Origin of the sequence: Bacillus cereus ATCC 14579, assembly GCF_000007825.1 — a bacterium.
GTDB classification, from domain to species: domain Bacteria; phylum Bacillota; class Bacilli; order Bacillales; family Bacillaceae_G; genus Bacillus_A; species Bacillus_A cereus.
Genome location: NC_004722.1, coordinates 3,582,021 through 3,606,403 on the forward strand (window position 1 = coordinate 3,582,021; position 24,383 = coordinate 3,606,403).

Here is a 24,383-nt window from a genome sequence, read left to right on the forward strand (position 1 = left end):
AAAAGAAATGTGCTCTTTACAAATGTATGGTACAATATACGGGAAAAACTCTTTTTACCCTTTATCAACACATTTGAATAAAGGAGACTGAACTTATGGTTACTACATATCTTTTATTTATCGTTGCCTACTTACTTGGCTCGATTCCATTTGCACTAGTTGTTGGAAAAATCGGCTACGGAATCGATATTCGTGAGCACGGGAGCGGTAATCTAGGCGGAACAAACACATTCCGCACATTAGGGAAAAAAGCAGGTTTTACCGTTACAATTGCTGACATTTTAAAAGGGACATTAGCAACAAGTCTACCAATGATTTTCGGATTAGATATTCATCCACTATGGTTCGGGTTAGCGGCTGTTCTTGGACATGTCTATCCAATCTTCGCGAAATTCCGCGGTGGTAAAGCAGTTGCAACTTCTGCTGGGGTGCTATTATGCTATTCACCAGTTGTTTTTGCAATATTGGCTGTTGTATTTTTCACCCTTTTATTTACAACAAGATACGTATCACTTTCTTCTATGGTAACAGCAGTTGTTGCTGTTATTGCATCCATTGTTAGCGGGGATAAAATCTTCATTATTGCGATGTGTTTATTAGCAGGTATGGTTATTTATAAACACCGTGCAAATATCGGACGAATTATAAATAAAACTGAACCAAAAGCAAACTTTTCAAAAAAGCAAAAATAAGATCGTAACCCACATAACGCAAAAAGAAAACGTGAAGCATATTAATAGCGTCTTTTTGCGTTATTTTTTATACTAAAGAAAAAGCAACATAATTTGGAGGAACTATACATGAATCTTTCCGTAACAAAAGAAGCAGCACAATGGTATAAAACTGAATTAAACTTACAATCAAATGAAACACTACGCTTTTTCGTACAATACGGTGGTTGCAGTACTGTGCAAAAAGGACTTTCTTTAGGTATTCGTAAAGATGATCCTGCACATCCTGCTGTTCAAATTCAAGAAGAAGGTATTAATTTCTTTATTGAAGGCGATGATGAATGGTTCTTCGATGGACATAATTTATCTGTTACACTTAACGAAGGTGACGACTTCCCACAATTTAATTATGAAAAATAAAAAAACGTGGCTTCTGCCACGCTTTTTTATTTTTTCTTAATTTCCTCATATTTCGCATACCACTCAGGATATAACTTTTTAAATGATACAGGGCGGAACCCTTCTTTTTTCGCACAAATATTCGTTGTGCTTGCAGTAATACACAGTTCACCATCACCATTATATATTTCATATCCATATACAACGCGAAGTGGGCTCACAGTATCTACCCATGTTTTTACGCTTGCTTTTTCTCCGTAACGCATCGCTTTACGGTATGAAATTTGTAAATCTAACACAGGAGAAATAATTCCTTCTTTCTCCATTTCAACATATGAAAAACCTAAATCTTGTATAAGTTTCGTGCGACCTAACTCAAGCCACACTAAGTAGTTTGAATGGTAAACAACACCCATTTGATCTGTTTCCGCATAACGGATTTCAACTTCATGTTCTGCTACAAACATATGTATTCGCCTTCTTTCACTTCTGCTACCTTGCATACATTTAATCATAATACAGTGACATCAAAAATAAAATAAAAATAGTGAATCTTTTCCCGAAAGGAGCAAGCATATGATTCAAATTGTAACGGTTCGTAGTGGTGATAGCGTATATAGCTTGGCATCAAAATATGGATCAACACCTGACGAAATAGTAAAAGACAATGGATTAAATCCAGCTGAAACGCTCGTTGTTGGTCAGGCACTTATCGTTAATACGAAAGGGAATAATTATTATGTACAGCCTGGTGACAGCCTATATCGAATCTCTCAAACATATAATGTCCCCCTCGCTAGTTTAGCTAAAGTTAATAATTTATCTTTAAAATCTATTCTCCATGTCGGACAACAATTATACGTACCAAAAGGTACAAAACGAACTGTAGAATCCATCGCTTATTTACAGCCTTCCACTATACCGATTAAAGAGAGTTTAGTTAATGCTACACGTGCCATCAATCCATTTTTAACATACTTAGCTTATTTTAGTTTTGAGGCAAAAAGAGATGGCACATTAAAAGAACCTACTGAAACAGCTAAAATCGCTAATATTGCAACGCAGGGTAAAACAATCCCTATGCTCGTTATTACAAATATTGAAAATGGTAATTTCAGTGCCGATCTAACATCGGTTATTTTACGCGACGCAACGATTCAAAACAAATTTATTACTAACATTTTGCAAACAGCTCAAAAATATGGCATGCGAGACATTCATTTCGATTTCGAGAGTGTAGCACCTGAAGACCGCGAGGCGTATAATCGCTTTTTACGAAATGTAAAAACACGCTTACCTAGCGGGTACACATTGAGCACAACTCTCGTACCGAAAACAAGTTCAAATCAAAAGGGAAAATTTTTCGAAGCTCACGATTATAAAGCGCAAGGGCAAATTGTTGATTTCGTCGTCATTATGACATATGACTGGGGATGGCAGGGCGGGCCACCGATGGCGATTTCTCCTATCGGTCCGGTGAAAGAAGTACTTCAATATGCAAAATCTCAAATGCCTCCCCAAAAAATTATGATGGGGCAAAATTTATACGGGTTTGATTGGAAGCTTCCATTTAAACAAGGAAATCCACCCGCAAAAGCAATTAGCTCTGTCGCAGCTGTTACACTAGCTCGTAAATATAATGTCCCTATTCGTTATGATTTCACAGCCCAAGCTCCTCATTTTAATTATTTTGATGAAAACGGCGTGCAACACGAAGTTTGGTTTGAAGATTCACGGTCTGTTCAAAGTAAATTCAATTTAATGAAAGAACAAGGTATAGGTGGTATTAGTTACTGGAAAATCGGTTTACCATTCCCACAAAATTGGCGTTTACTTGTTGAAAACTTTACGATTACGAAAAAGGGCTGACAAAAGTCAGCCCTTTTTGTATATTTTGTTAAGATTCATCTTTGATTTCACTTTTTAATGAGTCAATACTTTCTAAACGTCTTTGATTTTTTGCTTCAATAGCAGCACGATCTTTTTCATTAGAAAGTTCCGCTGTTTCTTTTGCTTCATTAAAGTTATCAACTGTATTTTGCACCATTTCTTGTAACTTTTCAGCGTTGTCACTTCGATTATCTGGATTTGGCATGTACTTCCCTCCTAATATTGTATATACACACCATCTTAAATTACCTATCTTTCCTCAAATTTATACATAAAAAAGGAGAATGTAATATTCTCCTTTTCTTTAACCATTATCAACAATCGGTTGTTTACCTGTTTGATCTTGCATTTGCTTTCCTTTATTTCCACCAGCTTTTTTTGATTGTGTTCCAATATGATTCGGTGCAAAGTCTTTTGAATTTTTTTTCGGATTACCCATTACTATCGCCTCCTTAACACTAGTATCGTACTAGTGTTAAGAATTATTCAGCTTGCTTAAAAAGTTTCATTTCATAACGTTTTTCAATGCGCTCTTCAATGCGATCAATTGCCTCACGATCGCTTAATAATTGTTGTTTATTTTCATTTACAAGTTCTTCAAACGATTTACGGCGACTTCTTCTCATGTTGTTCACCCTCTCTCCTTCGCTTTCTTATTACATAGTATGAGCAAACAAAAAACTCTTTAATCAGATTTGCAAGAAAATTTTATGTTTTAGTACTCCTAAAAAAACTCCGTGTACAATATATTGCACACGGAGTTTTTCATACCATAATATTTAAATACTCTTTCAACTTTTCATCTGCATTCATTTCATTTTCTTTATAATCATGAAGCGCCTGTAATACAAAATCATACTGTTCTAAAATATAACTTTCTAATCTCATAACATCCTCTAAGCTATTAAGCATAATTCTCGTATTACCAACTTCACTTTTTAACGCTGGTTCACATTTTAAGCTTGTACATATTTCTTTCACATCTTCTTCTAATATCTCTGTTAATACATATTTCTTTCGCCCTTTTACCTTTACTCTCATAACTGGATAAAAAGCTTTTATATCTAAATAACTTCCTACGTTCATACAACGTAGCCATTCTACATTCCGTTTATTACATGCAAGTATTTCTTTCACCGCTTCATATACCGCAGTTTCATCAAGCATAGCCTTATTTACTTTTCGTTTCCCTTCTTCTTCAATAGCTGCACACTTTTGATAAACAGCAGCACACGTAATGCAATCGTCAAATGCATTATGAGAGCTTAAACGAATTCCAAGCATTCGTTTTAACGTTTCAAGTTTATGATTAGTCGCATGCTTCATGTATTTCTTCGCTAAAAATACAGTATCAATTACTTTATTTTTAGGTTCAGGCAACCCAAGCATATTTACATTACTTTTCAAAAAGCGCATATCAAAAGAAGCATTATGGGCCACAATAACATTTGTATGTAAAAATGCTAAAAATAAAGGTAACACTTCTTCAATCGTCGGAGCATCTGAAACGCGATAATTAGTAATACCTGTTAAACTCGTTATTCGGTCCGGAATTGGCCGCTCTGGATTCACGTATGAAACAAATTGATCTACTAATTCATGATTACGATATTTCACTGCTGCAACTTGAATAATTTTATCATTATAAGGGTTAAATCCTGTTGTTTCAAAATCAATTACAACATAATCTAACGGTAAGGATACATTCCCCACTCCATACACTCCTTTATCTCTAAACGGTTATATTTCTTACATCATATCATGAAGTGATTACTACTTGAAAAAGAAAAGGCAGAAATGGGAACTCTCCACCTCTACCTTTTCACCATTATTTTAATTTAGCAACTCTTTTCTCCATCTCTTTTTGTGTCATCGGCCCAATAAACTTATCTTGAATGACACCTTTTGTATCTATAAAATACGAAGTTGGAATCGTAATTACTTTATACGCTGTTGTCACATCAATGTTCTTGTCCAATAAAACAGGAAAAGTAATTCCTTTTTCTTTAATAAAATTGCTTACCTTCTCTTCCCCCCCACCTTTTTCTGAAGGCGTATAATTGACCGCTAAAATTTCTACGTTCTCTTTATGTTCTTTATAGAAAGCCTCCATATCAGGCATTTCTTGTTGGCAAGGTCCACACCACGTTGCCCAAAAGTTTAAAATCACTTTCTTTCCTTTTAAATCTGATAGCTTTACATTCGTTCCATCTAACTTCGTTAATTCGAAGTCTGGCGCACTCTTCCCTATTTCAATACCATTCCTTGCGATAATCTCTTTCATCGCAGCTTCACTTTTTTCTTGCTTCACTTTTACCGCCTGCTCTTTATTACCAAACTGTTCATAAGCTGCATATCCCGCTAAACAAAGTAACACTACAATAATCGTAAGCTTCCGCCACATTTTATATCACCCTAACGTATTATCTTCTTTTAACACATTCATCAAAATACTATATACCTTATTTTAGCTTATACGGACAAGCTTGGAAATATTCACATTCTAAATAATCAGAATTTTTATAACTATGATGAAATATTTACCTTTCCATCATATAATTAGAAATAAATATAATATTTTACAATGAAAGGAGCTCTCATGAATTTATTTGAAAAAATACTTCTATATATTCTTAGTTTTATATTTTCCCCAATCGGAATTATCACATGGATTATCTCACTATTTAGTAAAGATCCTGAAAAAAAACAAGTTGGACGTATTTGTCTCTATATCGCATTAATCTCATTTATCCTTTGGGCAGGCCTCGGCATTATTACTTTTTTCACGATGACTACCATTACTACTATAGAATAGTTATAGAAAGGATGATTATTTTGGGAGAACACCCTATCACCAAAGAGCTACGCTATATACGAATATGCTTAGTTATTTTAGTAATCGTTCTTTTATTTTTCAACAGTGAAAAAGTCGTTGAAATTTCTACAAATCATGATTCCATAGAAAATGTTCCCACCAGTAATATGACACAAATTGCGGAAAATACATTCGCTATTCAAGAATATAATCCATTACTAAGTAGCGAACATACAATTAAGATTTTCAAATATAATCCAGATACAAATCAACTTACTCTCGTCAAAGAAGTTAATTCTAGTGATCCGAATTCTTATACTTATCAACTTAATGAGAACGAATAAAGTGAAACTTTAATCAGCCCTCACCAATCGGGCTGCCCGGCAAATAGCGGAATAAAGATAAGGGCATTACATATCTCTTATCTTTTTGTTTGCAACTCTTTGTACAATGAGTTGCAATTTAATAATTCTCTAGGATTCCCACATTCCACAATAGTCCCATTCTTTATGACAACAACACAATCTGCTATCATCGCTCTCTCTACATCATGTGTTGCCACAATTCTCGTTACATTTCTCCCTATCCCTTCAATTATATTCCAAACCAGTTCTTGATTGCCTGGATCTAACCCAGCCGTCGGTTCATCTAAAATAATAAGAGTTGGATTTGATACAATCGCTCGCAATAATGCGAGACGTTTTCTTTCGCCTCCTGAAAGCTCTTCACCGCTTTTATGTAGCACAGTTTGACTCCCTTCAGGTAACCCTCTAATAATCGGCGTTACATTTATAAGTTCACTATTTTTTTCTAACTGATTTTCTAAACACTCTTCCCCGAAATACATATTCTCTGTTACCGTCGTTCGGAAAAAACGTGGTTCTTGCCAAACTGTAGTCATACGAGCTTCATTACCATAATAAGCAATGCTACCGTTAGATGGTTTATACAAGCCCGTTATTAACTTTAAAAGCGTTGTTTTTCCTGCACCGCTTTCTCCCACAATAATAACGAGTTCACCAGGACGAATTTGCAAATCAATATTACGAATTCTGCATTTCTCTTCGTCATTCTCCTGAAATGAAACATTTGTTATCCTGATACCCATCGCTCTTTCTACATTGTTATCTGCTGCTCGTTTATTTAAAAAGCAAAAAGTTCTATTTGCCGAAGCGACTGCAACTTGTGTCATTATTAATAAATCGCCTACATAACGGACAGGGAAAAAGAGCATCTCAATTGTCGCTAACACTGCAATGAGTGAACCAACTTCTATTTCTCCCCTCATTATTTTTTGTGCACCTATAATGAGAACAAGGATATATGCTCCTGTTTCAATCACCGTTCCAACTACTCCAATACAATGTTGCATCATCGTCTTCTTTACTTCCGATTTATACGATTGTGCCGTTACTCTTTTAAATAAGCGAATTGCCCATTTTTCTTTTTGTAAACTACGTAAATCTTGTACTCCTTTTACAAACTGTGACACCATCTCTACGACACTTGACTGATTTTTTTGAGCAATGCTTGCGATATTTCTTACCTTTTCCCCAAGCAACATCGGAACTGTTGCACTTAAAAATAAAAACGGAGTTATCCACAATATGAACTGTATATCTATATGTTGTAGTGCTATGAACGCACCTATAAATTGCGCAATGGCATGTATATATTCTATTAATATAGAACTATATAACCTAATCCAATTCGGAATATCAGATACAACTAGCGTCTCTAACTCTCCTTGTTTAATTTTCTCACTCTCTTCAAACGGTAATAGGGAAAAAATGGCGCAATACATCTATACGCTTCTCTCGTAATATTCGCTGACTCGCTTTTGAGCTTATATAATCAAATGAGAGGTTGTTCACCCACATCAACAAGCGGCAAACTGTAAACAAAGTAATGTAAAAATATGCTCCCTTCAACTCCCGTTGAATCAAATTATCTACAATTAGTCCCATGAATAGTGGCCGAGATAAATTTAAAATCGCTGCAAAAAGCCCACTACATACAGCTGCTATTACTAATATTTTTTCTTTCTGTAACGGTAACAAAATTCTTTTATATTCTTTCATGACGTTTCCTCCATTTTTTCACAGTAAAAAGAAAGGGATGAAACCAAATGGTTTCATCCCTTTCCATAAAATAAGGAAGCTAACAGTTGTTAGCTTCCTTCTCGTTCATTTCAATTATTTAGTTTGACACTTTTGACTCTTCAATTTTCTCACGAAGAACCATTTGCAGAATACCACCGTGACGGTAGTAATCAATTTCAACTTCACTATCGAAACGAGCTACTACTTCAAATTGTTTTTCGTTGCCATCTAAATCAGTTGCAACTACTTTTACAAGATCACGTGGTCTAACTGATTTGTCGATTTGAATTTCAAATGACTCGTTACCAACAAGACCTAACGTTTCAGCACTTTCGCCATCTTTAAATTGAAGTGGTAATACACCCATTAACACTAAGTTACTGCGGTGAATACGTTCGAAGCTTTCTGCGATTACTGCTTTAATACCTAATAAGTTAGTACCTTTCGCAGCCCAGTCACGAGAACTTCCCATACCATAATCTTTACCAGCAACAACTAGAAGACCTGTGCCATCTTCTTTATATTTCATAGCAGCATCATAGATTGATGTTACTTCACCAGTCGGCCAGTATGTTGTATATCCGCCTTCTGTTCCTGGTGCAATTTGGTTTTTAATACGGATGTTCGCGAATGTACCACGCATCATAACTTCATGGTTACCACGACGAGAACCGTAAGAGTTAAAGTCAACTGGTTGTACGCCGTTTTCTAATAAGTAGCGTCCAGCTGGTGTGTGCTTACCGATTGAACCTGCTGGTGAAATGTGGTCTGTCGTTACAGAGTCACCAAATTTCCCAACTACGCGTAAGCTTGATAACGTTTCAACTTCACCTGGTTCTTTAGATACTCCTTCAAAGAATGGTGGGTTTTGAATGTATGTTGAATCATTATCCCAAGTATATAAAGCTTCGTTTGAAGTTTGGATTTCATTCCAACGCTCATTGCTATTAAATACTTGTGCATATTCTTTCTTGAACAGCTCAGATGTAACAACGCTTTGAACTACATCTTCAATTTCTTTAGCTGATGGCCAAATATCGTTGAAGTAAACAGCATTACCATTTGCATCTTTACCGATTTCATCATTTTTCAGGTCAATATCAACAGTACCTGCAAGTGCATATGCCACAACAAGTGGTGGTGATGCTAAGTAGTTCGCTTTTACAAGTGGATGAATACGACCTTCAAAGTTACGGTTACCAGATAAAACAGATGTTACTAATAAGTCGTTTGCTGCGATTGCTTCTTCTAATTCTGGCGCTAATGGACCAGAGTTACCAATACAAGTCGTACAGCCGTAACCAACTGTTTGGAAACCTAATTGGTCTAAATATGTTGTTAAACCTGATTTATCTAAGTACTCAGTAACAACTTTAGATCCTGGTGCTAATGATGTTTTTACATACTCAGGTACTACAAGTCCTTTTTCAATTGCTTTCTTCGCAACTAGACCTGCTCCAATTAATACGTATGGGTTTGATGTATTTGTACAGCTTGTAATTGCTGCGATTGCAATTGCACCTGTTTTCATCGTTACTTCTTTATCTTCTAATGTAACCTTCACTTCTTTATCGAACTCTTGCTCATTAAATCCAAGTCCTTGTGTTCCAACTGGTGCTACAACAGCTTTGTGGAACGCATCTTTCATATCTGAAAGTGGAATTAAATCTTGTGGGCGTTTCGGTCCAGAAAGGTTAGATTCAATTGTATTTAAATCAATTTCAACAAGATCAGTATAGATTGGATCTTTACTGTCTGCTGTATAGAATAAACCGTTCGCTTTACAGTATTCTTCAACAACGCGAATTTGTTCTTCATCTCTACCTGTTAAACGTAAGTATTCTAATGAAATATCATCGATTGGGAAGAATCCACAAGTTGCGCCGTATTCTGGTGCCATATTTGAAATTGTTGCACGGTCAGCTAAAGGCATGCTCTTTAGTCCATTACCGAAGAACTCAACAAATTTACCAACTACACCTTTTTGACGTAATACTTGTGTTACTTTTAATGCAACGTCTGTCGCTGTAGTACCACTTGGAAGTGTACCAGTTAATTTCACACCGATTACTTCAGGTACTGGGAAGTATGAAGGCTGTCCAAGCATTCCTGCTTCTGCTTCAATACCACCAACGCCCCATCCAAGAACGCCGATACCGTTAATCATTGTTGTATGTGAGTCTGTTCCAACTAATGAATCTGGGTATGCAACTAAGTCACCTTCAGCATTTTTCACAGCATGAACAACTGGTGCTAAATATTCAAGGTTTACTTGGTGTACAATACCTGTAGCTGGTGGAACCGCACGGTAGTTATCAAATGATTTTTGTGCCCAGCTTAAAAATTTATAACGTTCTTCATTACGTTTAAACTCTAAGTCCATGTTGAATGCAAGCGCGTCTGCCGTACCCGCTCTATCAACCTGTACAGAGTGGTCAATTACAAGGTCTACAGTAATTTCAGGATTAATTTTGTCAGGATCTCCGCCCATGTCTGCCATTGCTTTACGAAGCGAAGCCAAATCAACAACAGCTGGAACACCAGTGAAATCTTGTAAAATTACACGAGATGGTTTAAATGGAACATCGATATCTTGAACATCTTTCGTTCCCCATTTCGCTAAATTTGTAACATGCTCTTCTGTGATTACACGTCCGTCTACTTGACGAAGTACTGATTCAAGTAAAACTTTCACGGAATATGGTAATTGAGATACGTTGCCAACCCCTGCATTTTCAAGCGCTTTCAAATCATAATAATGATACGTTTTTCCATCTACTTCAAAAGTTGCACGTGATTGAAATGGATTATGTTTGACCATTATGTTTCCCCCCTGTTAAACGTGACTAAGTTGTCTGAATATAAAATGTAGACAAACTTTTCAATACCTTACGATAATATCTTATTACAACTTTCTAAATAAGTAAATAATAAGAAACTTATAGATTATCATAAGTTTTCTTTATGTTTCTAAATTTGAATAGCTTTCATACTCCTTATGAATACTATTATCATAAAGTAAAGTGCTCTATCAGCGGTTTACTTACAGTTCATACATACTATGAACTGCTCATCATTCAACATACAAAAAATGTTATAGAGGTGAAATAAAATGGGTAAAAGAAAAGCAAATCATACTATTTCAGGAATGAATGCTGCATCTGCACAAGGACAAGGAACTGGTTACAATGAAGAATTTGCAAACGAGCCTTTTACTCCAGCAGAGCGACAAAATAATAAGAAACGTAAAAAGAACCAGTAAAGAAAAATCCCAAAAGGTCTATTTTCCTTTTGGGATTTTTTCTAATGTTTATAACGTAGTAATTCCGAAACCGTTACAAATCGATAGCCCTGCTTTTTCAGCTCAGGTAAAATTTTTGCTAGTGCCGCTACCGTTTGACTACGATCATTTCCTCCATCATGTAACAATACAATATCGCCACTTTTAGCATTTTTCACTACATGATTTACAATGGATTCAACCCCTGGATTTGCCCAATCACGTGGATCTTGATGCCACGACCATAGAACAGTTTGATAACCAGCTTCTTTCGCTGTTTTAAATACAGCGTCGTTAATATATCCGCCAGGAGGACGGAATAACAAAGGTTCTTTCACCCATTTTTCAAAAAATTTCTTTCCATCTAAAATATCATTTTCTAATTTTTCATCTGATGAATTACTCGCATACAAATGATTCATCGTATGATTTCCAATTTCATGTCCCTCTTTTAACACTTGTTTCACTAAATATGGATTGCGCTGAACTCGAAATCCAATCATAAAAAATGTCGCTTCAGCCTTATATTGACGTAATAAATCTAAAACTTGTGGTGTATACGTTGGATCTGGTCCATCATCAAATGTAATTGCAATAATTTTTTCATTATTAGGTACTTCCCATGTTACATAACCAGTTGGTTCTAACTCTTTTCTAAGCAACATTTTCGCTTCCACTTTTTCCACTTGAAATATATGTACTGCACATAGCAAAGAAAAAACTAATAGAAAAATTTTCTGTTTTAGCATAACGTTTACTAAAGCAGCAAGGTTGTCGAATAAACAACAACCTCATTTACTTTTCTAATCGATCTACATTTCGCATTATATTTTGGAGATTATTTTCATATTGCTCAAGTTGTGGACGTTGTGTTTCTGAAGCTACCTCTAGTGCATTTTGAATTTGTTCATACGCTTCCTGAACCTCTTGGCGTAATTCTTTTAAATCATGACCGTAGTTTGGATCATTTTTTACAATGTTGTTAAATGCATTTTCTGCTTGTGTAACACCTTGCTGAGCTGCTTGAAACGCTTGTTGTTTATCTTTATGATATGGCATTATATAATCCCCTTTCCATAATAGTTAGTCCCATTTATCTTTACCTTTTTTTCTAAAAACATTCTCGTATAAATTTGCAAACTTCTCTCATTCTAAAGAGGAAGAGGAGGTGTCACATACAATGGGAAAAAACAATCGTGAAGCGAAAGAAAAAAAAGGACAACCTGAACCATTAAGCGGATCTCATAAAGTAAAAAACCGTAACCATTCACGCCAAAAACATCATGCGCATCATGATATGTAAAACAAAAAGTGCACACTAGCTATCTTTTCCACATACAATGTTTATATTTTTCCATTTATTCTTCACCCCTAATTCATTCATGCATAACATAGTATGAATTGAGATTTTACGGAGGGTGTCTTACATGGGCAAGAAAAAGAAGGATTGTCTTTTTCATGTTGATGGTTTCGAAGAATGGATGGATCAATTTTGTTCTGACTCTTGTAGTAACTTTAGTTTCCCAAATCAAATTCATATTGATCTTTGCGAAACGGAACAAGAATACATTTTGGAAACAGATGTACCAAATGTAACTGAACAAAATGTAGTCATTAAAAAGATGAAGACAGGCCTAACCATTTGCATACTTCATAATAATATTTCTTTACAGCGGATCATTCCTTTACCCGATAATATTATTTATAAGAAGATGCTAGCCTGCTTAGAAAATGGATATTTAGCCATTCATATTTCCAAAAATGAAGTTGCTGATAAGCATGAAAAGAAAGTTCTTTTTTCAAATTAAGAGTTAATATAATACACACTAAGCCCCAGTTGGTTACTGGGGCTTATGTTATTTCGCATGCATTTCTATATTAGAATTTCTATCATATCTTTTTTTCGATAAACCTTTTGTAACTAAAAGCACAGGAAATGCCACAGTTGAAAATATAGCTAGTGCTGAAAATACTGCAAACCCATTTTGGTACCCGTAGTAATCGAGAAGTACTCCTCCAAACCACGGACCTATTACTGCTCCAATTCCCGAGAAACCCATCGCACCGAAGTATGTTCCTTTTAGATGCGCAACAGCAATATCATCAATAAATACATCCGTCATCGAAAACATTAAGACTTCTCCAATTGTAAAAATAATTGTACAAACGGCAGCACCTAGCATAGATTCTACTATTCCAAAGCCAAATAATCCCCCGCTCACAAATAAAGTCCCAACCATAATGGATGTTAACGGTGTATACTTTTTGCACATTTGAATAACAGGGTATTGGATAATCACTACAACAATTGCATTTAAAGCGAGCATATATGAGAATAGCTTCACCCCATCCTCAAATATATGTGCATTTGCAAAATATTGAGATACTGTCGTCGTTAAATGTGAAAAACCGCAATTACTCAAAATAATACCGACTAAAGCAACTAAAAATACTATATCTTTTCGCAATATACGCATTGCATTTAACATTGTAACAGGTTTTTCTGTACTCACTTTCTTTTTTTCCATTGGATACTTCTTAAATTGGAACGCTAATATAGCTGTATATAGAATATATACCCCAGCTGCTACTAAAAAAGGAATTGTTGATTTTGCACTTCCAATCTGTAATCCAACAATTGGTCCAATAGCAACTCCAACATTTATTGCACCGTATCGTAAGTTATAGACGAGTAACCGATACTCAGGCTTTGTTAAATCTGATAATAATGCTCTTGATGTTGGCTCAAAAAACGACCTACATAATCCATTTAAAGCGTTTAATAAAAAGAAACTTAAAACATGATCCGCAAGTGAAAAACCTATAAACACAAAAATCCAAACGATCATGGACCAGAGCATAATTGTTTTCCGGCCAAATCGATCTGATAAATTCCCTCCGATAAAACTAGCAAAAACACCAACAAGTGCACTCGTTCCGATAATAGCACCAGTCATTCCAGCTGATACACCTTTAACAGTCGTTAAATAAATCGCTAAAAAAGGGATACTCATTGAAGTTGCAAACCTAGCAAACAATGTCCCTAAAATAATACTCATTCCAAGCGGATGAATATGCTGTAACTTCCCCTTCATCGTTAAACCTACTCTCTCTATTTTCACAAAAAAAGAAAGCAAAGGATCTGCTTTCTTTTCCTTTTTCTATACTTGAGCTGTTGATACCCGAGTTGTTCTCGTTATGTCCATATCAATTCCATATGTGAACTGTAATTCTTTACACACATCTTTAATTAAGATTGCGACATTATACTTTTCATTAAATTGTAAAACTATGTTTTCTACTTCTTCATATGTATACTTATATTCCCCTGTAATGACACTTTTTAGATCAAAGCATTCGTTAATACAAAGTTGTACAAGTAGCTGGTCATATTTCTCTATTACATCTTCTTTCTTCCAAAGTAACTCTTTTACATATAATCGATCAAACTTCACACTTTCTCGATTACAATCCGTTAAAATCCGGGTCATTTCGTTTAATTCTCGATATAATTCGGAAATATTTCTACTTAAACTAAGCAGTTTATCTACGCCGTTTTCATATAACATATTCATTCCACCCCCGCATTTTCTTTTTCTTATTATAGCAAGAAAATTCTAAAAATAGTTTCTTTCTTCTGAAATATTAGGAAACTAATTTCAATTGCTTTACAATGAAACTAGTTAATGCGAGAGGAGAAAGAAAATTGGAGCACAAATTATATTACACTGACGCTTATAAGCAAGACTTTACTACTAAAATTATAAAGCAAGATTATGATAAAGACGGTAACTTATACGTTGTTTTGAATGAAACAGCATTTTATCCGACAGGTGGCGGACAACCATATGATACTGGTACATTAAATGATATCAATGTAATCAATGTAGAAGAGATAAACGGAGAAATTCGTCATTACATTGCAGAACAATTACATACAGAAGACGTAGAAGGTAAAATCAATTGGGATCGCCGTTTTGATCATATGCAGCAACATGCGGCTCAGCACATTTTATCTGCTGCCTTTTGGGACCATTTTAACATGCCTACAATTGGATTCCATCTTGGTAAAGTAACAGTAACAATTGATTTAGAAACAGAAAATCTTCATGCAGAAACGGTTGAAAAAGCAATACAAATTGCAAACAAAATTGTTTTTGAAAACCATCCAATCCGCATCCAGTGGATGAACTTAGAAGAAGCGAAAACGTTGCCCCTTCGTAAAGAACCGACTATGACAGAAAATATACGCGTTGTTATGATCGAAAACTTTGATTATAACGGCTGTGGCGGAACACACCCGAAACGTACTGGTGAAGTAGGTCCTATTCAAGTTCTTAGCTGGGAACGCAATAAAAGGTGGCATACGACTAACGTTTATCGCTGGCTGGCGCACACTTAAATTAATAGGGCAGCAACAACAAATTATGAAGAATGTCTCCAAACAATTAAACAGTAGCGAAACTGATATTCCAACAAAAGTGGCGCAACTGCTTACTTCTCAAAAAGAAAACGAAAAAGCAATACAAACAATGAATGAAAAATTATTATTTGCAGAGGCAAATGAACTACTTCAACACCCTACGGAAATACATGCCGGCATACTTATTTCTAAAGTATTTACAAATCGTTCTATGCAAGAAATCGCAAAGCTTTCCGCTATTATTACAGAACAACAAGAGCATGCAATTACGTATTTCGTCATCGAAAATGATGACAAACTACAATGTATTCTCGCTTGCGGAAAATCAGTATCACTCGATATGAATGCTCTTTTAAAAGACGCTCTTCCTACACTCGAAGGAAAAGGTGGCGGAAATAAGAAGAGTGCTCGCGGTGGCGGGAAAGCAATTATGAGCGGAGATGAATTTTTAAATCAGCTTGTTTCTTCTTTACAGTCAGCAGTTTAAAACATGTTATGAAGGATAGCGAACGGCTATCCTTCCCCTATATTTACAGACCTATATTTTGTTTCAAACCTTGATAACTCCCTGCATTTACAAAACCTTCACTTATAAGATTGATAAAAGTTTCCGAAAAACCATAATGACTTAAATCTTTAATCAGCACCATTTGCACATCATGAATTGGATTATGATCAAACTCGTTAGAAGGTAGCATAATTTCACCTTCAATCCTTTTAAGCAAAAACGTTATATGTAATAAAGACGGGCGAGCATCTGGTTTATCACAAACATAGAGTAGCTTCTGAATGTTAACTTCTAACCCTGTCTCTTCTCTCATTTCTCGAATCATTGCTTCCTCTAACGTTTCGCCATTCTCTGCTCTTCCTCCAGGTAAAGACCAATTTCGATTAGCCACTTTTTGCTTTACTAGCAATACCTTTTCATCTTCAATTAAAATTCCTGTAACACGAACTTGCATTACATTTTCCATATGCAATCTCCTCTTCCCATTATATTTACAAATTAACCCTTCCATAAAAAGAACATATGTTTTATAATTGAAGGGAATTATGGAAGAAAGTAGTTGTTACATTCATGCGTCCACCTTTAACAAAGTCTATATCACTTGAAGATTTCCAAAACTATTATTGGTTAAAAGCAGAACTCCAAACATTTTGTCGTGAGAATGGGTTGCCAGCTAGTGGCTCTAAGATCGAAATAACCGATTGTATCTCACATTATTTAACTACTGGTAAAATATTAAAAAACAGCTCTGTTCAAAAGGTGAGTAAAACTTCTCTATCCTATAAAGACCTTTCTCTTCAAACGATTATTACTAACAATCACCGCTGTAGCGAAGATGTTCGTGCTTTTTTCAAAGAAAAAATCGGAACAAACTTTCGCTTTACAGTAGCTCTTCAAAAATTTTTCAAAGAGAATGTTGGAAAAACATATGAAGACGCGATAGCTTTTTGGCATGAAGAAAACGAACGAAAAAAAGACCCTACATACAAAACAACTATCGGTACACAATTTGAATACAATCGCTTTACTCGTGACTTTTTCGAAGATCCAAATAATAAAGGGAAAGCAAAAGCTGATGCGATTGCTGCTTGGAACGAAATGAAAGCGAAGCCTGGTAGCAATATTTATGTTCCTCAAAAAGTAGAAAACTAGTTACCTCGCTAGTCTTCTACTTTCTCAAATAATAGCGCAATCCCTATCCCGCCTCCAATTCCTAATGTAGCAATTCCATATTTCATAGACTCTCTTTGTGCCTGATAAAACAAACGTGTTACAAGCATAGCACCAGATGCACCGTACGGATGACCGAGCGCAATTGCTCCACCATTTACATTTACTTTTTCGTACGGGATTTGTAACTCTTTTGCGCAAGCAACAACCTTTGAAGCAAATGCTTCATTTATTTCAAAATAATCGATGTCCTCTACTTTCATATTCATTTCGTTTAATAATTTGTTCACCGCAAATATCGGACCAGTCCCTGGAAGCTTGGGATCCACTCCCACTACAGCACTACGAACGAAACGAAGGACAGGTTTATAACCTAACTTTCGGGCTTGTCCCTCTTCCATTACAAGAACAGCACATGCCCCATCATTTACACCACATGAATTACCTGCCGTCACTGTTCCATTTTGTAAAAATGCGGGCTTTGTTCTTTTAATGATTCGTTCATAATTCATTTCTAGCTTTATAGATTCATCTAATAATCCATTAAAAGAAAATATTTCATCATGTATATATCCTTTTTCTAACGCTTGCAGTGTCCGCTTATAACTAAGACAAGCATACTCGTCTTGCATTTCTCTCGTTATATTATAACGTTCTGCAACATATTCAGCCGCTACTCCCATGTCAGGATCACCAATTGTTTCAGGTGAAAATCGTGCTCTTTTTTGAAAAGGTGACGTACTTGTACTCTCTACTCCCCCGGCGATATAACACTTACCTGCCCCGCCTTGAATGAGATAACACGCAGTTCGAATTGCTTCTAAACCAGCACCACATTGCCGATCAATCGTTACACCAGGAATATGATAGCCAAGTCCCGCCTCTAAAGCAGATAGTCTCGCAACATTCCCTCCTGGCCCAACAACATTACCTAATATGACATCATCTATTTCCCTCTCAATCCCTTTACTTAAAAACGTAAGAAGCGGCGTTGTTAATTGCTGAACTTCATACTCTTTTAACATCCCATTCTTCTTACCAATAGGTGTTCTTTTCGCCTCTACAATGACTGCTCTATTCATATATTTTCTCCCGGTTTTCAATCATACTTTTTGCTTCCATACGAGCGATTTTCCCACTATTTGTATAAGGTATTCCATCTACAAAATGCCATTCTTTCGGTATTTTAAAAGAGGATAATCTCTGTAAGCAAAAACTCTTTAATTGTTGTTTCGTAGCACTTCCTTTTACGATCGCGACGGGCTTTTCACCCCAGTAACTATCTTTCACACCAATTACAACTATTTCATCAACAGCTGGGTGTTCATGTAATACACTTTCTATTTCTTCTGGATAAATATTGATTCCTCCAAATAAAATCATATTCTTCTCTCTACCAACAATATATATAAAGCCTTCTTCATCTTCATAGCCTACATCTCGCACTGTCATCCAACCTTCTGCATTCAACTCCCGTGTTAAAACCCCATCTATTATGTATCCCATAAAAAACTGATCACTTTTCACATAAACAGTTCCTATTTCACCTTTTTGTACTTCTTCGCCTGCTTCATTACATATTCGAACTTGCACATTATGACAAGGTTTTCCTACTGAATTTGGCCTTCTTTCGCTTTCTGCATCGACTAGTGCTGTTACAAAACTTAACTCTGATGCACCATAAAATTCATATCTTTTCGCATAAAGAAATATATTCTTTATTTTTTCTTTCGCTTCAGCTTCCCATTTCGCTCCTGACGAAATAATTTTCACTTTATTTTCTATTAATCTACTTTCTTTATATAAAGATTCAAGCATTGTCGGAACTGTATACATAACTGATATATTTTCAGTTTCTAACTTATCTAATACTTGATTTGGAAAGAACTTTCTCATAATGTGCACTGTTTGTCCTACATATAATGCACTTATTGCCCCGTATAAGAAAAGAGAATGAACGAGCGTCCCAGCTATTAAAATTGAATCCTCCCTTTTCATATGAAAGTCATGTACATTACAATCAAAACTATGAACCCACGATTGCTGTGCACGTAAAAATGCTTTTGCTGTTCCTGTTGATCCTGATGTAAATCCCATATAAAAAGGAGCATGTTGTACACTTTCTACAGTGGAATATGTAGGAAGATATTTCTCTATCATTCTTTTCCACTCATCAATTTCAATTACTCTTCCTTCTTCATCCAATAGATCATTCACCTTATATCGTTCTGTCACAATCATATCCGGATTACTAATTTCAATTCTTTCTCTGAGCTCATCTTGTTTCCACTTTATATCTAACGGAACACAAACCCACCCGGCCATAGCGGCACCAGAAAATAGTTGTAAAAACTCTATATGATTTTCTAATAGGATTGCTATCGTTTTATTCTTCGATTTTTTTTCATTTAACCAGCTTGCTACTTTACAAACTGATTCAAACCACTCTTTATATGTTAAAACTCTATCATTTTCCTTTATCGCTATTTTATTTGGTTGTAAAGAGGCATGCTTTTTATATTCTTTTGTAATCCCCATATGAGACGTCCTTTCTTTACAATAATAATAAAAAGAAACACGCAATTAACGTGTTTCTTCCCTTTATCATCCCGCATTTGTATATTTTCCATTCTTTAAAGCGGGCGTAATAATATGTTTCAATGAACGATGTAATTTTGTTACGAGAACTGCCGCAATAATTGCTTTTATACAATCCCCTGGTAAAAACACAGCACTCACTTTCATTGTCTCCCATACAGAAACATCCATTAAGAACGCTTGTACAGTAATACCAAATACATAAACTACGAAAATACCACCAATTATATTAATACATAATACTTTTATAATAGAAACTTCACGTAAACGCTCAATTAAATAACCAATAACAAACGCCCCAATGATGTAACCAAGTAAATATCCTGCACTTGGTCCAACAAATACACCAAGGCCACCGCGTCCACCAGCAAGCAATGGTGCTCCAACTCCTACAATAAGTAAGAAAATAAGCTGACTTAACGCACCTAGACGTGATCCTAACAACCCACCCGCAAGCATAACACCGAGTGATTGCAATGTAATTGGAACTGGTGTAATAGAAAGAGCAATCGGAGGTATTAACCCTAACACTCCCATAATAGAACTAAATAAAGCGACAAAAACTAAGTTTTTTGTATTCATATTTGCTTCTCCTATTTGTAAACTTAAAATTCATTTTAGGTAACATATCACAAAAATCATATTATCTTTCCATTCTTCTTTTGTCAACCATTAATGTATTAGAGTTTACAAATAGAAGTTCACTTATTTCTCTCTATGCAAATGCTCCAGTTCTTTCCGAAGCGCCTGTTTTAAAAACTTCCCAACAGATGTTTTCGGTATTTCTTCCATAAAGACAATATCGTCTGGCAACCACCACTTCGCAAACTGTGGTTTTAAAAACTCATATATTTCTTCTTTTGTAACCGTACTATTTTTCTTTTGAACAACGCAGGCAATTGGTCGCTCTTGCCACTGAGGGTGAGGAACTGCAACGACAGCCGCTTCAAATATAGCATCATGTGCCATTAAAGCATTTTCAAGATCGACCGAAGAAATCCATTCTCCCCCGCTTTTAATAACATCCTTCGTACGGTCAACAATTTTCACGCAACCTTCCTCATCCACTGTGACAACATCACCAGTATATAACCATCCATCGCGAAAACCTTCGACAGTACGATCATCGTTATAATAGCTTTCAGCGATCCAAGGTGCTCGTAAACATAGTTCTCCCATCTCCGTACCGTCCCACTTCACTTCACCATTTGTACCGACTACTTTCATCTCTACACCAGGGACAAGATACCCTTGCTTTGATCTAATTTCTAATTGCTCTTCATACGATAATTCTGTTTCATAACTTTTTAAACGTGCAAGTGTTACGAGTGGGCTTGTTTCGGTCATACCATATGCATGGATGAAAGGAACATTGTGTTCTGTTCAAATGCTTTAATAACACTTTTCGGTGCGGCTGCACCACCACATAGTATTCTCGTCATACTAGATAAATCATAACTATTATTTTCTAACTCTTGTAATACACCGAGCCAAATTGTCGGCACACCGGCAGCTAACGTCACTTTTTCAGATTGGATCATTTCTAATAAAATTTTCGGCGTAAACATCGGTCCTGGAAGAACTTGTTTTGATCCAAACCAAGTAGCAGCGAAAGGAAGTCCCCAAGCATTCACATGGAACATCGGTACAATTGCCATCGCCGCATCACTTTCCGATAAAGCAGCTGTATCCGCTAAACCGAGTGCCATGCAATGCAGTACAGTACTACGATGCGTATATACAACACCTTTCGGATTTCCTGTAGTCGCTGACGTATAACACATACCAGCTGGTGTATTTTCATCAATATCTTTTACAAATTGGAAATTGGGATCGCCTTCTTCTAATAGCTTTTCATAATGATATACAGGCTTCAGCGTAGTGTTTGGGAGTTCATCTTTATCAGTCATAATAATGTAAGCTTGTACAGTTGATAATTGTGATTGAATATTTTCAACAAGCGGTACGAGATCTTCATCTATAAGTAGAATTCGGTCTTCTGCGTGCTGAATAATGTATGAAATATGTTGAGGAGATAAACGAATATTAATTGTGTGTAAAACGGAAGCAATACCAGGAATAGCAAAATACGCCTCCACATGTCGATGATGATTCCACGCTAACGTTCCTACACGTTCGCCTTCCTTAATCCCAAGCTTTTTTAACGCACTAGAAAGTCTTCTCGTCCTTTCTCCTAGCTGCTTATACGTTAATGTCGTAATGGTATCATGTGTACGAGAAACAATTTCTTTCTTTGAGAATAACTTTTCTGCTCTTTCCATCATAGAACTAATTGTTAGCGGTACATTCATCATCATATTGGTTACATCCCCCTTTAAAGCGTTTTCATTTTTTCGTTTATTATAACAGACTTCCGCAAATGATTACGACATTTTTCTGTATTTTCTGAATTATTTCTTTGGAAATAATTCAGAACGATAAACTATCTACCTTTTTTCTTACTTTCTTTTTCAGTTTAAAAATAAAACGATTACTGTATTCCTTATTTTCTACTAAAATTCGATATATCTCCCATACTCCTAACACACGAACAAAAAGATAAACTCCGATTTGTTGTTATCAAAATAAAAAAACTCCTTGATTTATTTAAAGGAGTTTTTCAATGTAAGATATTTCATTGATTCATATATCCTTCTCTAGATATACAATATCTTTTTGTATCGCGATTCTTACCTTTAATAAACATATCCTTCTGAATTGTATATTTGTACTCCATATTCAAACGTTTCATTAATTTTTCAGATGCTTCATTTTCTGAATCACATCCCGCTTCAATACTATTAAGATGCAACTCATGAAAACCATAGTAGAAAAAAGCTAATGCAGCCTCCGTGGCTAATCCTCTTCCCCAATATTTTCGAGATAAGGCGTATGCAATTTCTGCTGTATGTGTGACCAAATCGTATTTTATAAATCCACACGTGCCTATAAGTTTTTTCTCCTCTTTTAATACAATTCCAAGAGGTGCTACTTGCCCTTCATTATATTGCCCCACAATCTCTTCTACATAGTTATATGTGTCACATAACGATCGATGAGCATCCCATACAGTAAAAGTTGTCATCTCTTTATCTGTAGCATACTCATATATATGTAAACTATCACTCATATTCATTTTCCTTAACATAAGTCGTTTCGTATACAACGTTGGATATGACCATTTCTCAATGATCATAACGGCTTCTGCTTAAACTTTTCATAATGTCGTACTTTTAATAGAAGGATATTCCCACAATCTGTACAAATATACGCATCCACCGGTGAAGATGTGAACATCGTTTCCTTTTTCCGTATTTGTGCATATCCGACAAACTCACCTTCTCCTATGTTTTGAGAACCACAATTAGAGCATGTCTGCACGGTTTTTTGTTTCATGAGAGCACCACCTTTAATCTGTTTCCACTCCCTTCGACAGCTCACTTCCATTTCCCTTCCAAAAAAACCCTTATTCTCTCACATTCCAACAGGAATCTCAAAACAAAAATCGTATATGTACTATGAAATATATTTATTAACGGAGGAATTTTATGACTACTGTTATGACACTCGATATAGCAACAGAAATTGAAAATGCAGAAATTGACATGCTCTCTTCTAGATTAGAGAGACTACAAACAATAAGCGGAAACCCAATGCAAGTGCAAATGAAAAAATTCGGTAGCGCCACTGCCTTTTCATCAAAAATAATTGCTGGTCCTGCTTTTAATACAGTAAAAGGTATTACAAATGCAGATGCGATTGATGCAATCATTTCTTATTATGAATCACTACAAATCCCTTGTCGTTTTGAAATTACCCCAGCACAAGGTACAACTGAATTATTTCAATACTTATCTCAAAAAGGGTTTTATCAATCTAGCTTCCATACTGCTTTGTATAGTATACCGAGAGAGGGTTCATCACTTCTTCCTTCTAATATTACAATACGAAAACTAAAAGAAAATGAGTTTGATATTTTTGCAGACATTTATGTACGTGGATTTAATATGCCATCCTTTACAAAAGATAGCGTGCGCCAAAATAATGAAATTCTTTACAATGAACCAGGGTGGCATTTTTTCATAGCTGAAGTTCAAAATATCCCTGCTGGTATTGGTGTCCTGTATATAAATAAGGGTGTCGCATCATTAGCTGCTTCTGCTACTTTGCCAGAATTTCAGCGTAAAGGCTGTCATACTGCATTAATTCAAAAACGAATTAAGACAGCTATTGAATCCAATTGTACTTTAATAGTTGGACAAGCAAGGTTCGGTAGCGGCAGTCAAAATAACATGGAACGTGCTCACATGAAAATCGCTTATACAAAATCAATATGGACCGCAAAAGACGGGGGATAATTTACTTTATTTCTCCTTCCGTTACATTTTTAAACATTTTATGACAATTCCTTTTCTATCCTATTAATCATTTGAATATTCAAACTAGATTTGGTACGATATTACTAGATACATCATTCAACTTGCAATATGAAAAGAGAATTCTAATCAAACTACAAGGAGGAGAAAT

The 24,383-nt window shown here is 35.6% G+C and carries 27 protein-coding genes and 4 pseudogenes; 11 read left to right on the top strand and 20 right to left on the bottom strand.

Annotated elements, in window-relative coordinates; all coding sequences use genetic code 11:
* The first annotated feature begins 95 nt into the window (after nucleotides 1-95).
* Together plsY and BC_RS17975 are read left to right on the top strand one after the other, a co-directional pair.
* A complete protein-coding gene (gene plsY, locus BC_RS17970; protein WP_000258974.1) occupies nucleotides 96-692 on the top strand; it encodes a glycerol-3-phosphate 1-O-acyltransferase PlsY in 597 nt (198 codons plus the stop codon).
* Nucleotides 693-800: 108 nt separating this feature from the next.
* Nucleotides 801-1,091, top strand: coding sequence for a HesB/YadR/YfhF family protein (locus BC_RS17975; RefSeq protein WP_001054455.1), 291 nt, complete (start codon nucleotides 801-803; stop codon nucleotides 1,089-1,091).
* 26 nt (nucleotides 1,092-1,117) lie between these two features.
* On the opposite strand, the gene BC_RS17980 is transcribed toward BC_RS17975, so the two are convergent.
* Nucleotides 1,118-1,537 carry an acyl-CoA thioesterase gene (locus BC_RS17980; protein WP_000495817.1) on the bottom strand — a complete coding sequence of 140 codons (420 nt, stop codon included), beginning with the start codon at nucleotides 1,535-1,537 and terminating at the stop codon, nucleotides 1,118-1,120.
* Nucleotides 1,538-1,646: 109 nt separating this feature from the next.
* On the opposite strand from BC_RS17980, the gene BC_RS17985 reads away from it, so the two are divergent.
* Nucleotides 1,647-2,939 carry a glycosyl hydrolase family 18 protein gene (locus BC_RS17985; RefSeq protein ID WP_000614866.1) on the top strand — a complete coding sequence of 431 codons (1,293 nt, stop codon included), beginning with the start codon at nucleotides 1,647-1,649 and terminating at the stop codon, nucleotides 2,937-2,939.
* Nucleotides 2,940-2,967: 28 nt separating this feature from the next.
* On the opposite strand, the gene tlp is transcribed toward BC_RS17985, so the two are convergent.
* The 5 genes from tlp to BC_RS18010 form a co-directional block, all read right to left on the bottom strand.
* Nucleotides 2,968-3,165, bottom strand: a complete 198-nt coding sequence (gene tlp / locus BC_RS17990) for a small acid-soluble spore protein Tlp (RefSeq protein WP_001133511.1) — start codon at nucleotides 3,163-3,165, stop codon at nucleotides 2,968-2,970.
* Between the two features lie 99 nt (nucleotides 3,166-3,264).
* Entirely contained in the window at nucleotides 3,265-3,399 is a 135-nt protein-coding gene (gene sspN, locus BC_RS17995) for an acid-soluble spore protein SspN (protein ID WP_000527987.1), read from the bottom strand.
* A 43-nt stretch (nucleotides 3,400-3,442) separates the two neighbouring features.
* Nucleotides 3,443-3,586 (bottom strand): FbpB family small basic protein, encoded by a 144-nt coding sequence (locus tag BC_RS18000; protein ID WP_001254703.1) that lies wholly within the window; start codon nucleotides 3,584-3,586, stop codon nucleotides 3,443-3,445.
* Between the two features lie 139 nt (nucleotides 3,587-3,725).
* Nucleotides 3,726-4,673 (bottom strand): 3'-5' exonuclease, encoded by a 948-nt coding sequence (locus BC_RS18005; RefSeq protein WP_000528765.1) that lies wholly within the window; start codon nucleotides 4,671-4,673, stop codon nucleotides 3,726-3,728.
* Between the two features lie 115 nt (nucleotides 4,674-4,788).
* The gene (locus BC_RS18010) at nucleotides 4,789-5,364 is read right to left on the bottom strand and encodes a redoxin domain-containing protein (RefSeq protein WP_000269085.1); all 576 of its coding nucleotides are present in this window, start codon (nucleotides 5,362-5,364) and stop codon (nucleotides 4,789-4,791) included.
* A 195-nt stretch (nucleotides 5,365-5,559) separates the two neighbouring features.
* Between BC_RS18010 and BC_RS18015 the strand changes: the two genes are divergently transcribed.
* Both BC_RS18015 and BC_RS28345 read left to right on the top strand, forming a co-directional pair.
* Nucleotides 5,560-5,775: a hypothetical protein gene (locus BC_RS18015; protein WP_001047912.1), complete on the top strand. Its 216-nt coding sequence runs from the start codon at nucleotides 5,560-5,562 to the stop codon at nucleotides 5,773-5,775.
* Between the two features lie 11 nt (nucleotides 5,776-5,786).
* Nucleotides 5,787-6,119 carry a YmzC family protein gene (locus BC_RS28345; RefSeq protein WP_074555548.1) on the top strand — a complete coding sequence of 111 codons (333 nt, stop codon included), beginning with the start codon at nucleotides 5,787-5,789 and terminating at the stop codon, nucleotides 6,117-6,119.
* A gap of 77 nt (nucleotides 6,120-6,196) precedes the next feature.
* On the opposite strand, the pseudogene BC_RS18025 reads toward BC_RS28345, so the two are convergent.
* Together BC_RS18025 and acnA are read right to left on the bottom strand one after the other, a co-directional pair.
* Nucleotides 6,197-7,856, bottom strand: a pseudogene (locus tag BC_RS18025) (ABC transporter ATP-binding protein).
* A 118-nt stretch (nucleotides 7,857-7,974) separates the two neighbouring features.
* Nucleotides 7,975-10,698, bottom strand: coding sequence for an aconitate hydratase AcnA (gene acnA, locus BC_RS18030; RefSeq protein WP_000238567.1), 2,724 nt, complete (start codon nucleotides 10,696-10,698; stop codon nucleotides 7,975-7,977).
* Between the two features lie 291 nt (nucleotides 10,699-10,989).
* On the opposite strand from acnA, the gene sspO reads away from it, so the two are divergent.
* Nucleotides 10,990-11,139 carry a small acid-soluble spore protein O gene (gene sspO / locus BC_RS18035; protein ID WP_000518056.1) on the top strand — a complete coding sequence of 50 codons (150 nt, stop codon included), beginning with the start codon at nucleotides 10,990-10,992 and terminating at the stop codon, nucleotides 11,137-11,139.
* 41 nt (nucleotides 11,140-11,180) lie between these two features.
* Here the strand turns inward: sspO and pdaB are convergent, their stop codons facing one another.
* Nucleotides 11,181-11,906 (bottom strand): polysaccharide deacetylase family sporulation protein PdaB, encoded by a 726-nt coding sequence (gene pdaB / locus BC_RS18040; RefSeq protein WP_061665781.1) that lies wholly within the window; start codon nucleotides 11,904-11,906, stop codon nucleotides 11,181-11,183.
* 46 nt (nucleotides 11,907-11,952) lie between these two features.
* Entirely contained in the window at nucleotides 11,953-12,216 is a 264-nt protein-coding gene (locus tag BC_RS18045) for a hypothetical protein (protein WP_001146296.1), read from the bottom strand.
* A 121-nt stretch (nucleotides 12,217-12,337) separates the two neighbouring features.
* Here BC_RS18045 and BC_RS18050 point away from each other — a divergent pair, with 121 nt between their 5' ends.
* Together BC_RS18050 and BC_RS18055 are read left to right on the top strand one after the other, a co-directional pair.
* Nucleotides 12,338-12,460 carry a small acid-soluble spore protein P gene (locus BC_RS18050; RefSeq protein WP_000517649.1) on the top strand — a complete coding sequence of 41 codons (123 nt, stop codon included), beginning with the start codon at nucleotides 12,338-12,340 and terminating at the stop codon, nucleotides 12,458-12,460.
* 124 nt (nucleotides 12,461-12,584) lie between these two features.
* Nucleotides 12,585-12,965 (top strand): Hsp20 family protein, encoded by a 381-nt coding sequence (locus tag BC_RS18055; RefSeq protein WP_000516748.1) that lies wholly within the window; start codon nucleotides 12,585-12,587, stop codon nucleotides 12,963-12,965.
* 48 nt (nucleotides 12,966-13,013) lie between these two features.
* On the opposite strand, the gene BC_RS18060 is transcribed toward BC_RS18055, so the two are convergent.
* Nucleotides 13,014-14,252, bottom strand: coding sequence for an MDR family MFS transporter (locus BC_RS18060; RefSeq protein ID WP_000676812.1), 1,239 nt, complete (start codon nucleotides 14,250-14,252; stop codon nucleotides 13,014-13,016).
* 66 nt (nucleotides 14,253-14,318) lie between these two features.
* Complete coding sequence (locus BC_RS18065; RefSeq protein ID WP_000965149.1) at nucleotides 14,319-14,726, bottom strand: hypothetical protein; 408 nt, start codon at nucleotides 14,724-14,726, stop codon at nucleotides 14,319-14,321.
* Nucleotides 14,727-14,863: 137 nt separating this feature from the next.
* Here BC_RS18065 and BC_RS18070 point away from each other — a divergent pair.
* A pseudogene (locus BC_RS18070) lies at nucleotides 14,864-16,067 on the top strand (serine-tRNA(Ala) deacylase AlaX).
* A gap of 43 nt (nucleotides 16,068-16,110) precedes the next feature.
* On the opposite strand, the gene BC_RS18075 reads toward BC_RS18070, so the two are convergent.
* Nucleotides 16,111-16,554 (bottom strand): NUDIX hydrolase, encoded by a 444-nt coding sequence (locus BC_RS18075; RefSeq protein WP_000432567.1) that lies wholly within the window; start codon nucleotides 16,552-16,554, stop codon nucleotides 16,111-16,113.
* Between the two features lie 104 nt (nucleotides 16,555-16,658).
* Between BC_RS18075 and BC_RS18080 the strand changes: the two genes are divergently transcribed.
* Nucleotides 16,659-17,240, top strand: coding sequence for a DUF6434 domain-containing protein (locus tag BC_RS18080; protein WP_001247747.1), 582 nt, complete (start codon nucleotides 16,659-16,661; stop codon nucleotides 17,238-17,240).
* 8 nt (nucleotides 17,241-17,248) lie between these two features.
* Here the strand turns inward: BC_RS18080 and BC_RS18085 are convergent, their stop codons facing one another.
* The 7 genes and pseudogenes from BC_RS18085 to BC_RS18115 form a co-directional block, all read right to left on the bottom strand.
* Nucleotides 17,249-18,340 carry an acetyl-CoA C-acyltransferase gene (locus BC_RS18085; protein WP_001078007.1) on the bottom strand — a complete coding sequence of 364 codons (1,092 nt, stop codon included), beginning with the start codon at nucleotides 18,338-18,340 and terminating at the stop codon, nucleotides 17,249-17,251.
* Entirely contained in the window at nucleotides 18,333-19,796 is a 1,464-nt protein-coding gene (locus tag BC_RS18090; protein WP_000513150.1) for an acyl-CoA synthetase, read from the bottom strand. The genes BC_RS18085 and BC_RS18090 overlap by 8 nt, the downstream gene beginning before the upstream one ends.
* A gap of 66 nt (nucleotides 19,797-19,862) precedes the next feature.
* Nucleotides 19,863-20,438 (bottom strand): biotin transporter BioY, encoded by a 576-nt coding sequence (locus BC_RS18095; RefSeq protein ID WP_001093334.1) that lies wholly within the window; start codon nucleotides 20,436-20,438, stop codon nucleotides 19,863-19,865.
* A 123-nt stretch (nucleotides 20,439-20,561) separates the two neighbouring features.
* Nucleotides 20,562-22,174: pseudogene (locus tag BC_RS18100) on the bottom strand (long-chain fatty acid--CoA ligase).
* Between the two features lie 112 nt (nucleotides 22,175-22,286).
* Nucleotides 22,287-22,427: pseudogene (locus BC_RS18105) on the bottom strand (helix-turn-helix domain-containing protein); the annotation flags it as partial.
* A 64-nt stretch (nucleotides 22,428-22,491) separates the two neighbouring features.
* Entirely contained in the window at nucleotides 22,492-23,052 is a 561-nt protein-coding gene (locus tag BC_RS18110) for a GNAT family N-acetyltransferase (RefSeq protein WP_000582845.1), read from the bottom strand.
* Complete coding sequence (locus BC_RS18115; protein ID WP_000810948.1) at nucleotides 23,049-23,252, bottom strand: hypothetical protein; 204 nt, start codon at nucleotides 23,250-23,252, stop codon at nucleotides 23,049-23,051. Before BC_RS18115 ends, BC_RS18110 begins: the two co-directional genes overlap by 4 nt.
* 152 nt (nucleotides 23,253-23,404) lie before the next feature.
* Here BC_RS18115 and BC_RS18120 point away from each other — a divergent pair, with 152 nt between their 5' ends.
* The gene (locus BC_RS18120; RefSeq protein ID WP_000214342.1) at nucleotides 23,405-24,214 is read left to right on the top strand and encodes a GNAT family N-acetyltransferase; all 810 of its coding nucleotides are present in this window, start codon (nucleotides 23,405-23,407) and stop codon (nucleotides 24,212-24,214) included.
* Nucleotides 24,215-24,383: the final 169 nt, after the last annotated feature.

Coding starts and splice junctions, on each gene's coding strand:
- plsY (WP_000258974.1), top strand. CDS start 96: ATGGTTACTACATATCTTTTATTTATCGTTGCCTACTTACTTGGCTCG.
- BC_RS17975 (WP_001054455.1), top strand. CDS start 801: ATGAATCTTTCCGTAACAAAAGAAGCAGCACAATGGTATAAAACTGAA.
- BC_RS17980 (WP_000495817.1), bottom strand. CDS start 1,537: ATGTTTGTAGCAGAACATGAAGTTGAAATCCGTTATGCGGAAACAGAT.
- BC_RS17985 (WP_000614866.1), top strand. CDS start 1,647: ATGATTCAAATTGTAACGGTTCGTAGTGGTGATAGCGTATATAGCTTG.
- tlp (WP_001133511.1), bottom strand. CDS start 3,165: ATGCCAAATCCAGATAATCGAAGTGACAACGCTGAAAAGTTACAAGAA.
- sspN (WP_000527987.1), bottom strand. CDS start 3,399: ATGGGTAATCCGAAAAAAAATTCAAAAGACTTTGCACCGAATCATATT.
- BC_RS18000 (WP_001254703.1), bottom strand. CDS start 3,586: ATGAGAAGAAGTCGCCGTAAATCGTTTGAAGAACTTGTAAATGAAAAT.
- BC_RS18010 (WP_000269085.1), bottom strand. CDS start 5,364: ATGTGGCGGAAGCTTACGATTATTGTAGTGTTACTTTGTTTAGCGGGA.
- BC_RS18015 (WP_001047912.1), top strand. CDS start 5,560: ATGAATTTATTTGAAAAAATACTTCTATATATTCTTAGTTTTATATTT.
- BC_RS28345 (WP_074555548.1), top strand. CDS start 5,787: ATGATTATTTTGGGAGAACACCCTATCACCAAAGAGCTACGCTATATA.
- acnA (WP_000238567.1), bottom strand. CDS start 10,698: ATGGTCAAACATAATCCATTTCAATCACGTGCAACTTTTGAAGTAGAT.
- sspO (WP_000518056.1), top strand. CDS start 10,990: ATGGGTAAAAGAAAAGCAAATCATACTATTTCAGGAATGAATGCTGCA.
- pdaB (WP_061665781.1), bottom strand. CDS start 11,906: ATGCTAAAACAGAAAATTTTTCTATTAGTTTTTTCTTTGCTATGTGCA.
- BC_RS18045 (WP_001146296.1), bottom strand. CDS start 12,216: ATGCCATATCATAAAGATAAACAACAAGCGTTTCAAGCAGCTCAGCAA.
- BC_RS18050 (WP_000517649.1), top strand. CDS start 12,338: ATGGGAAAAAACAATCGTGAAGCGAAAGAAAAAAAAGGACAACCTGAA.
- BC_RS18055 (WP_000516748.1), top strand. CDS start 12,585: ATGGGCAAGAAAAAGAAGGATTGTCTTTTTCATGTTGATGGTTTCGAA.
- BC_RS18060 (WP_000676812.1), bottom strand. CDS start 14,252: ATGAAGGGGAAGTTACAGCATATTCATCCGCTTGGAATGAGTATTATT.
- BC_RS18065 (WP_000965149.1), bottom strand. CDS start 14,726: ATGTTATATGAAAACGGCGTAGATAAACTGCTTAGTTTAAGTAGAAAT.
- BC_RS18075 (WP_000432567.1), bottom strand. CDS start 16,554: ATGGAAAATGTAATGCAAGTTCGTGTTACAGGAATTTTAATTGAAGAT.
- BC_RS18080 (WP_001247747.1), top strand. CDS start 16,659: ATGCGTCCACCTTTAACAAAGTCTATATCACTTGAAGATTTCCAAAAC.
- BC_RS18085 (WP_001078007.1), bottom strand. CDS start 18,340: ATGAATAGAGCAGTCATTGTAGAGGCGAAAAGAACACCTATTGGTAAG.
- BC_RS18090 (WP_000513150.1), bottom strand. CDS start 19,796: ATGGGGATTACAAAAGAATATAAAAAGCATGCCTCTTTACAACCAAAT.
- BC_RS18095 (WP_001093334.1), bottom strand. CDS start 20,438: ATGAATACAAAAAACTTAGTTTTTGTCGCTTTATTTAGTTCTATTATG.
- BC_RS18110 (WP_000582845.1), bottom strand. CDS start 23,052: ATGATCATTGAGAAATGGTCATATCCAACGTTGTATACGAAACGACTT.
- BC_RS18115 (WP_000810948.1), bottom strand. CDS start 23,252: ATGAAACAAAAAACCGTGCAGACATGCTCTAATTGTGGTTCTCAAAAC.
- BC_RS18120 (WP_000214342.1), top strand. CDS start 23,405: ATGACTACTGTTATGACACTCGATATAGCAACAGAAATTGAAAATGCA.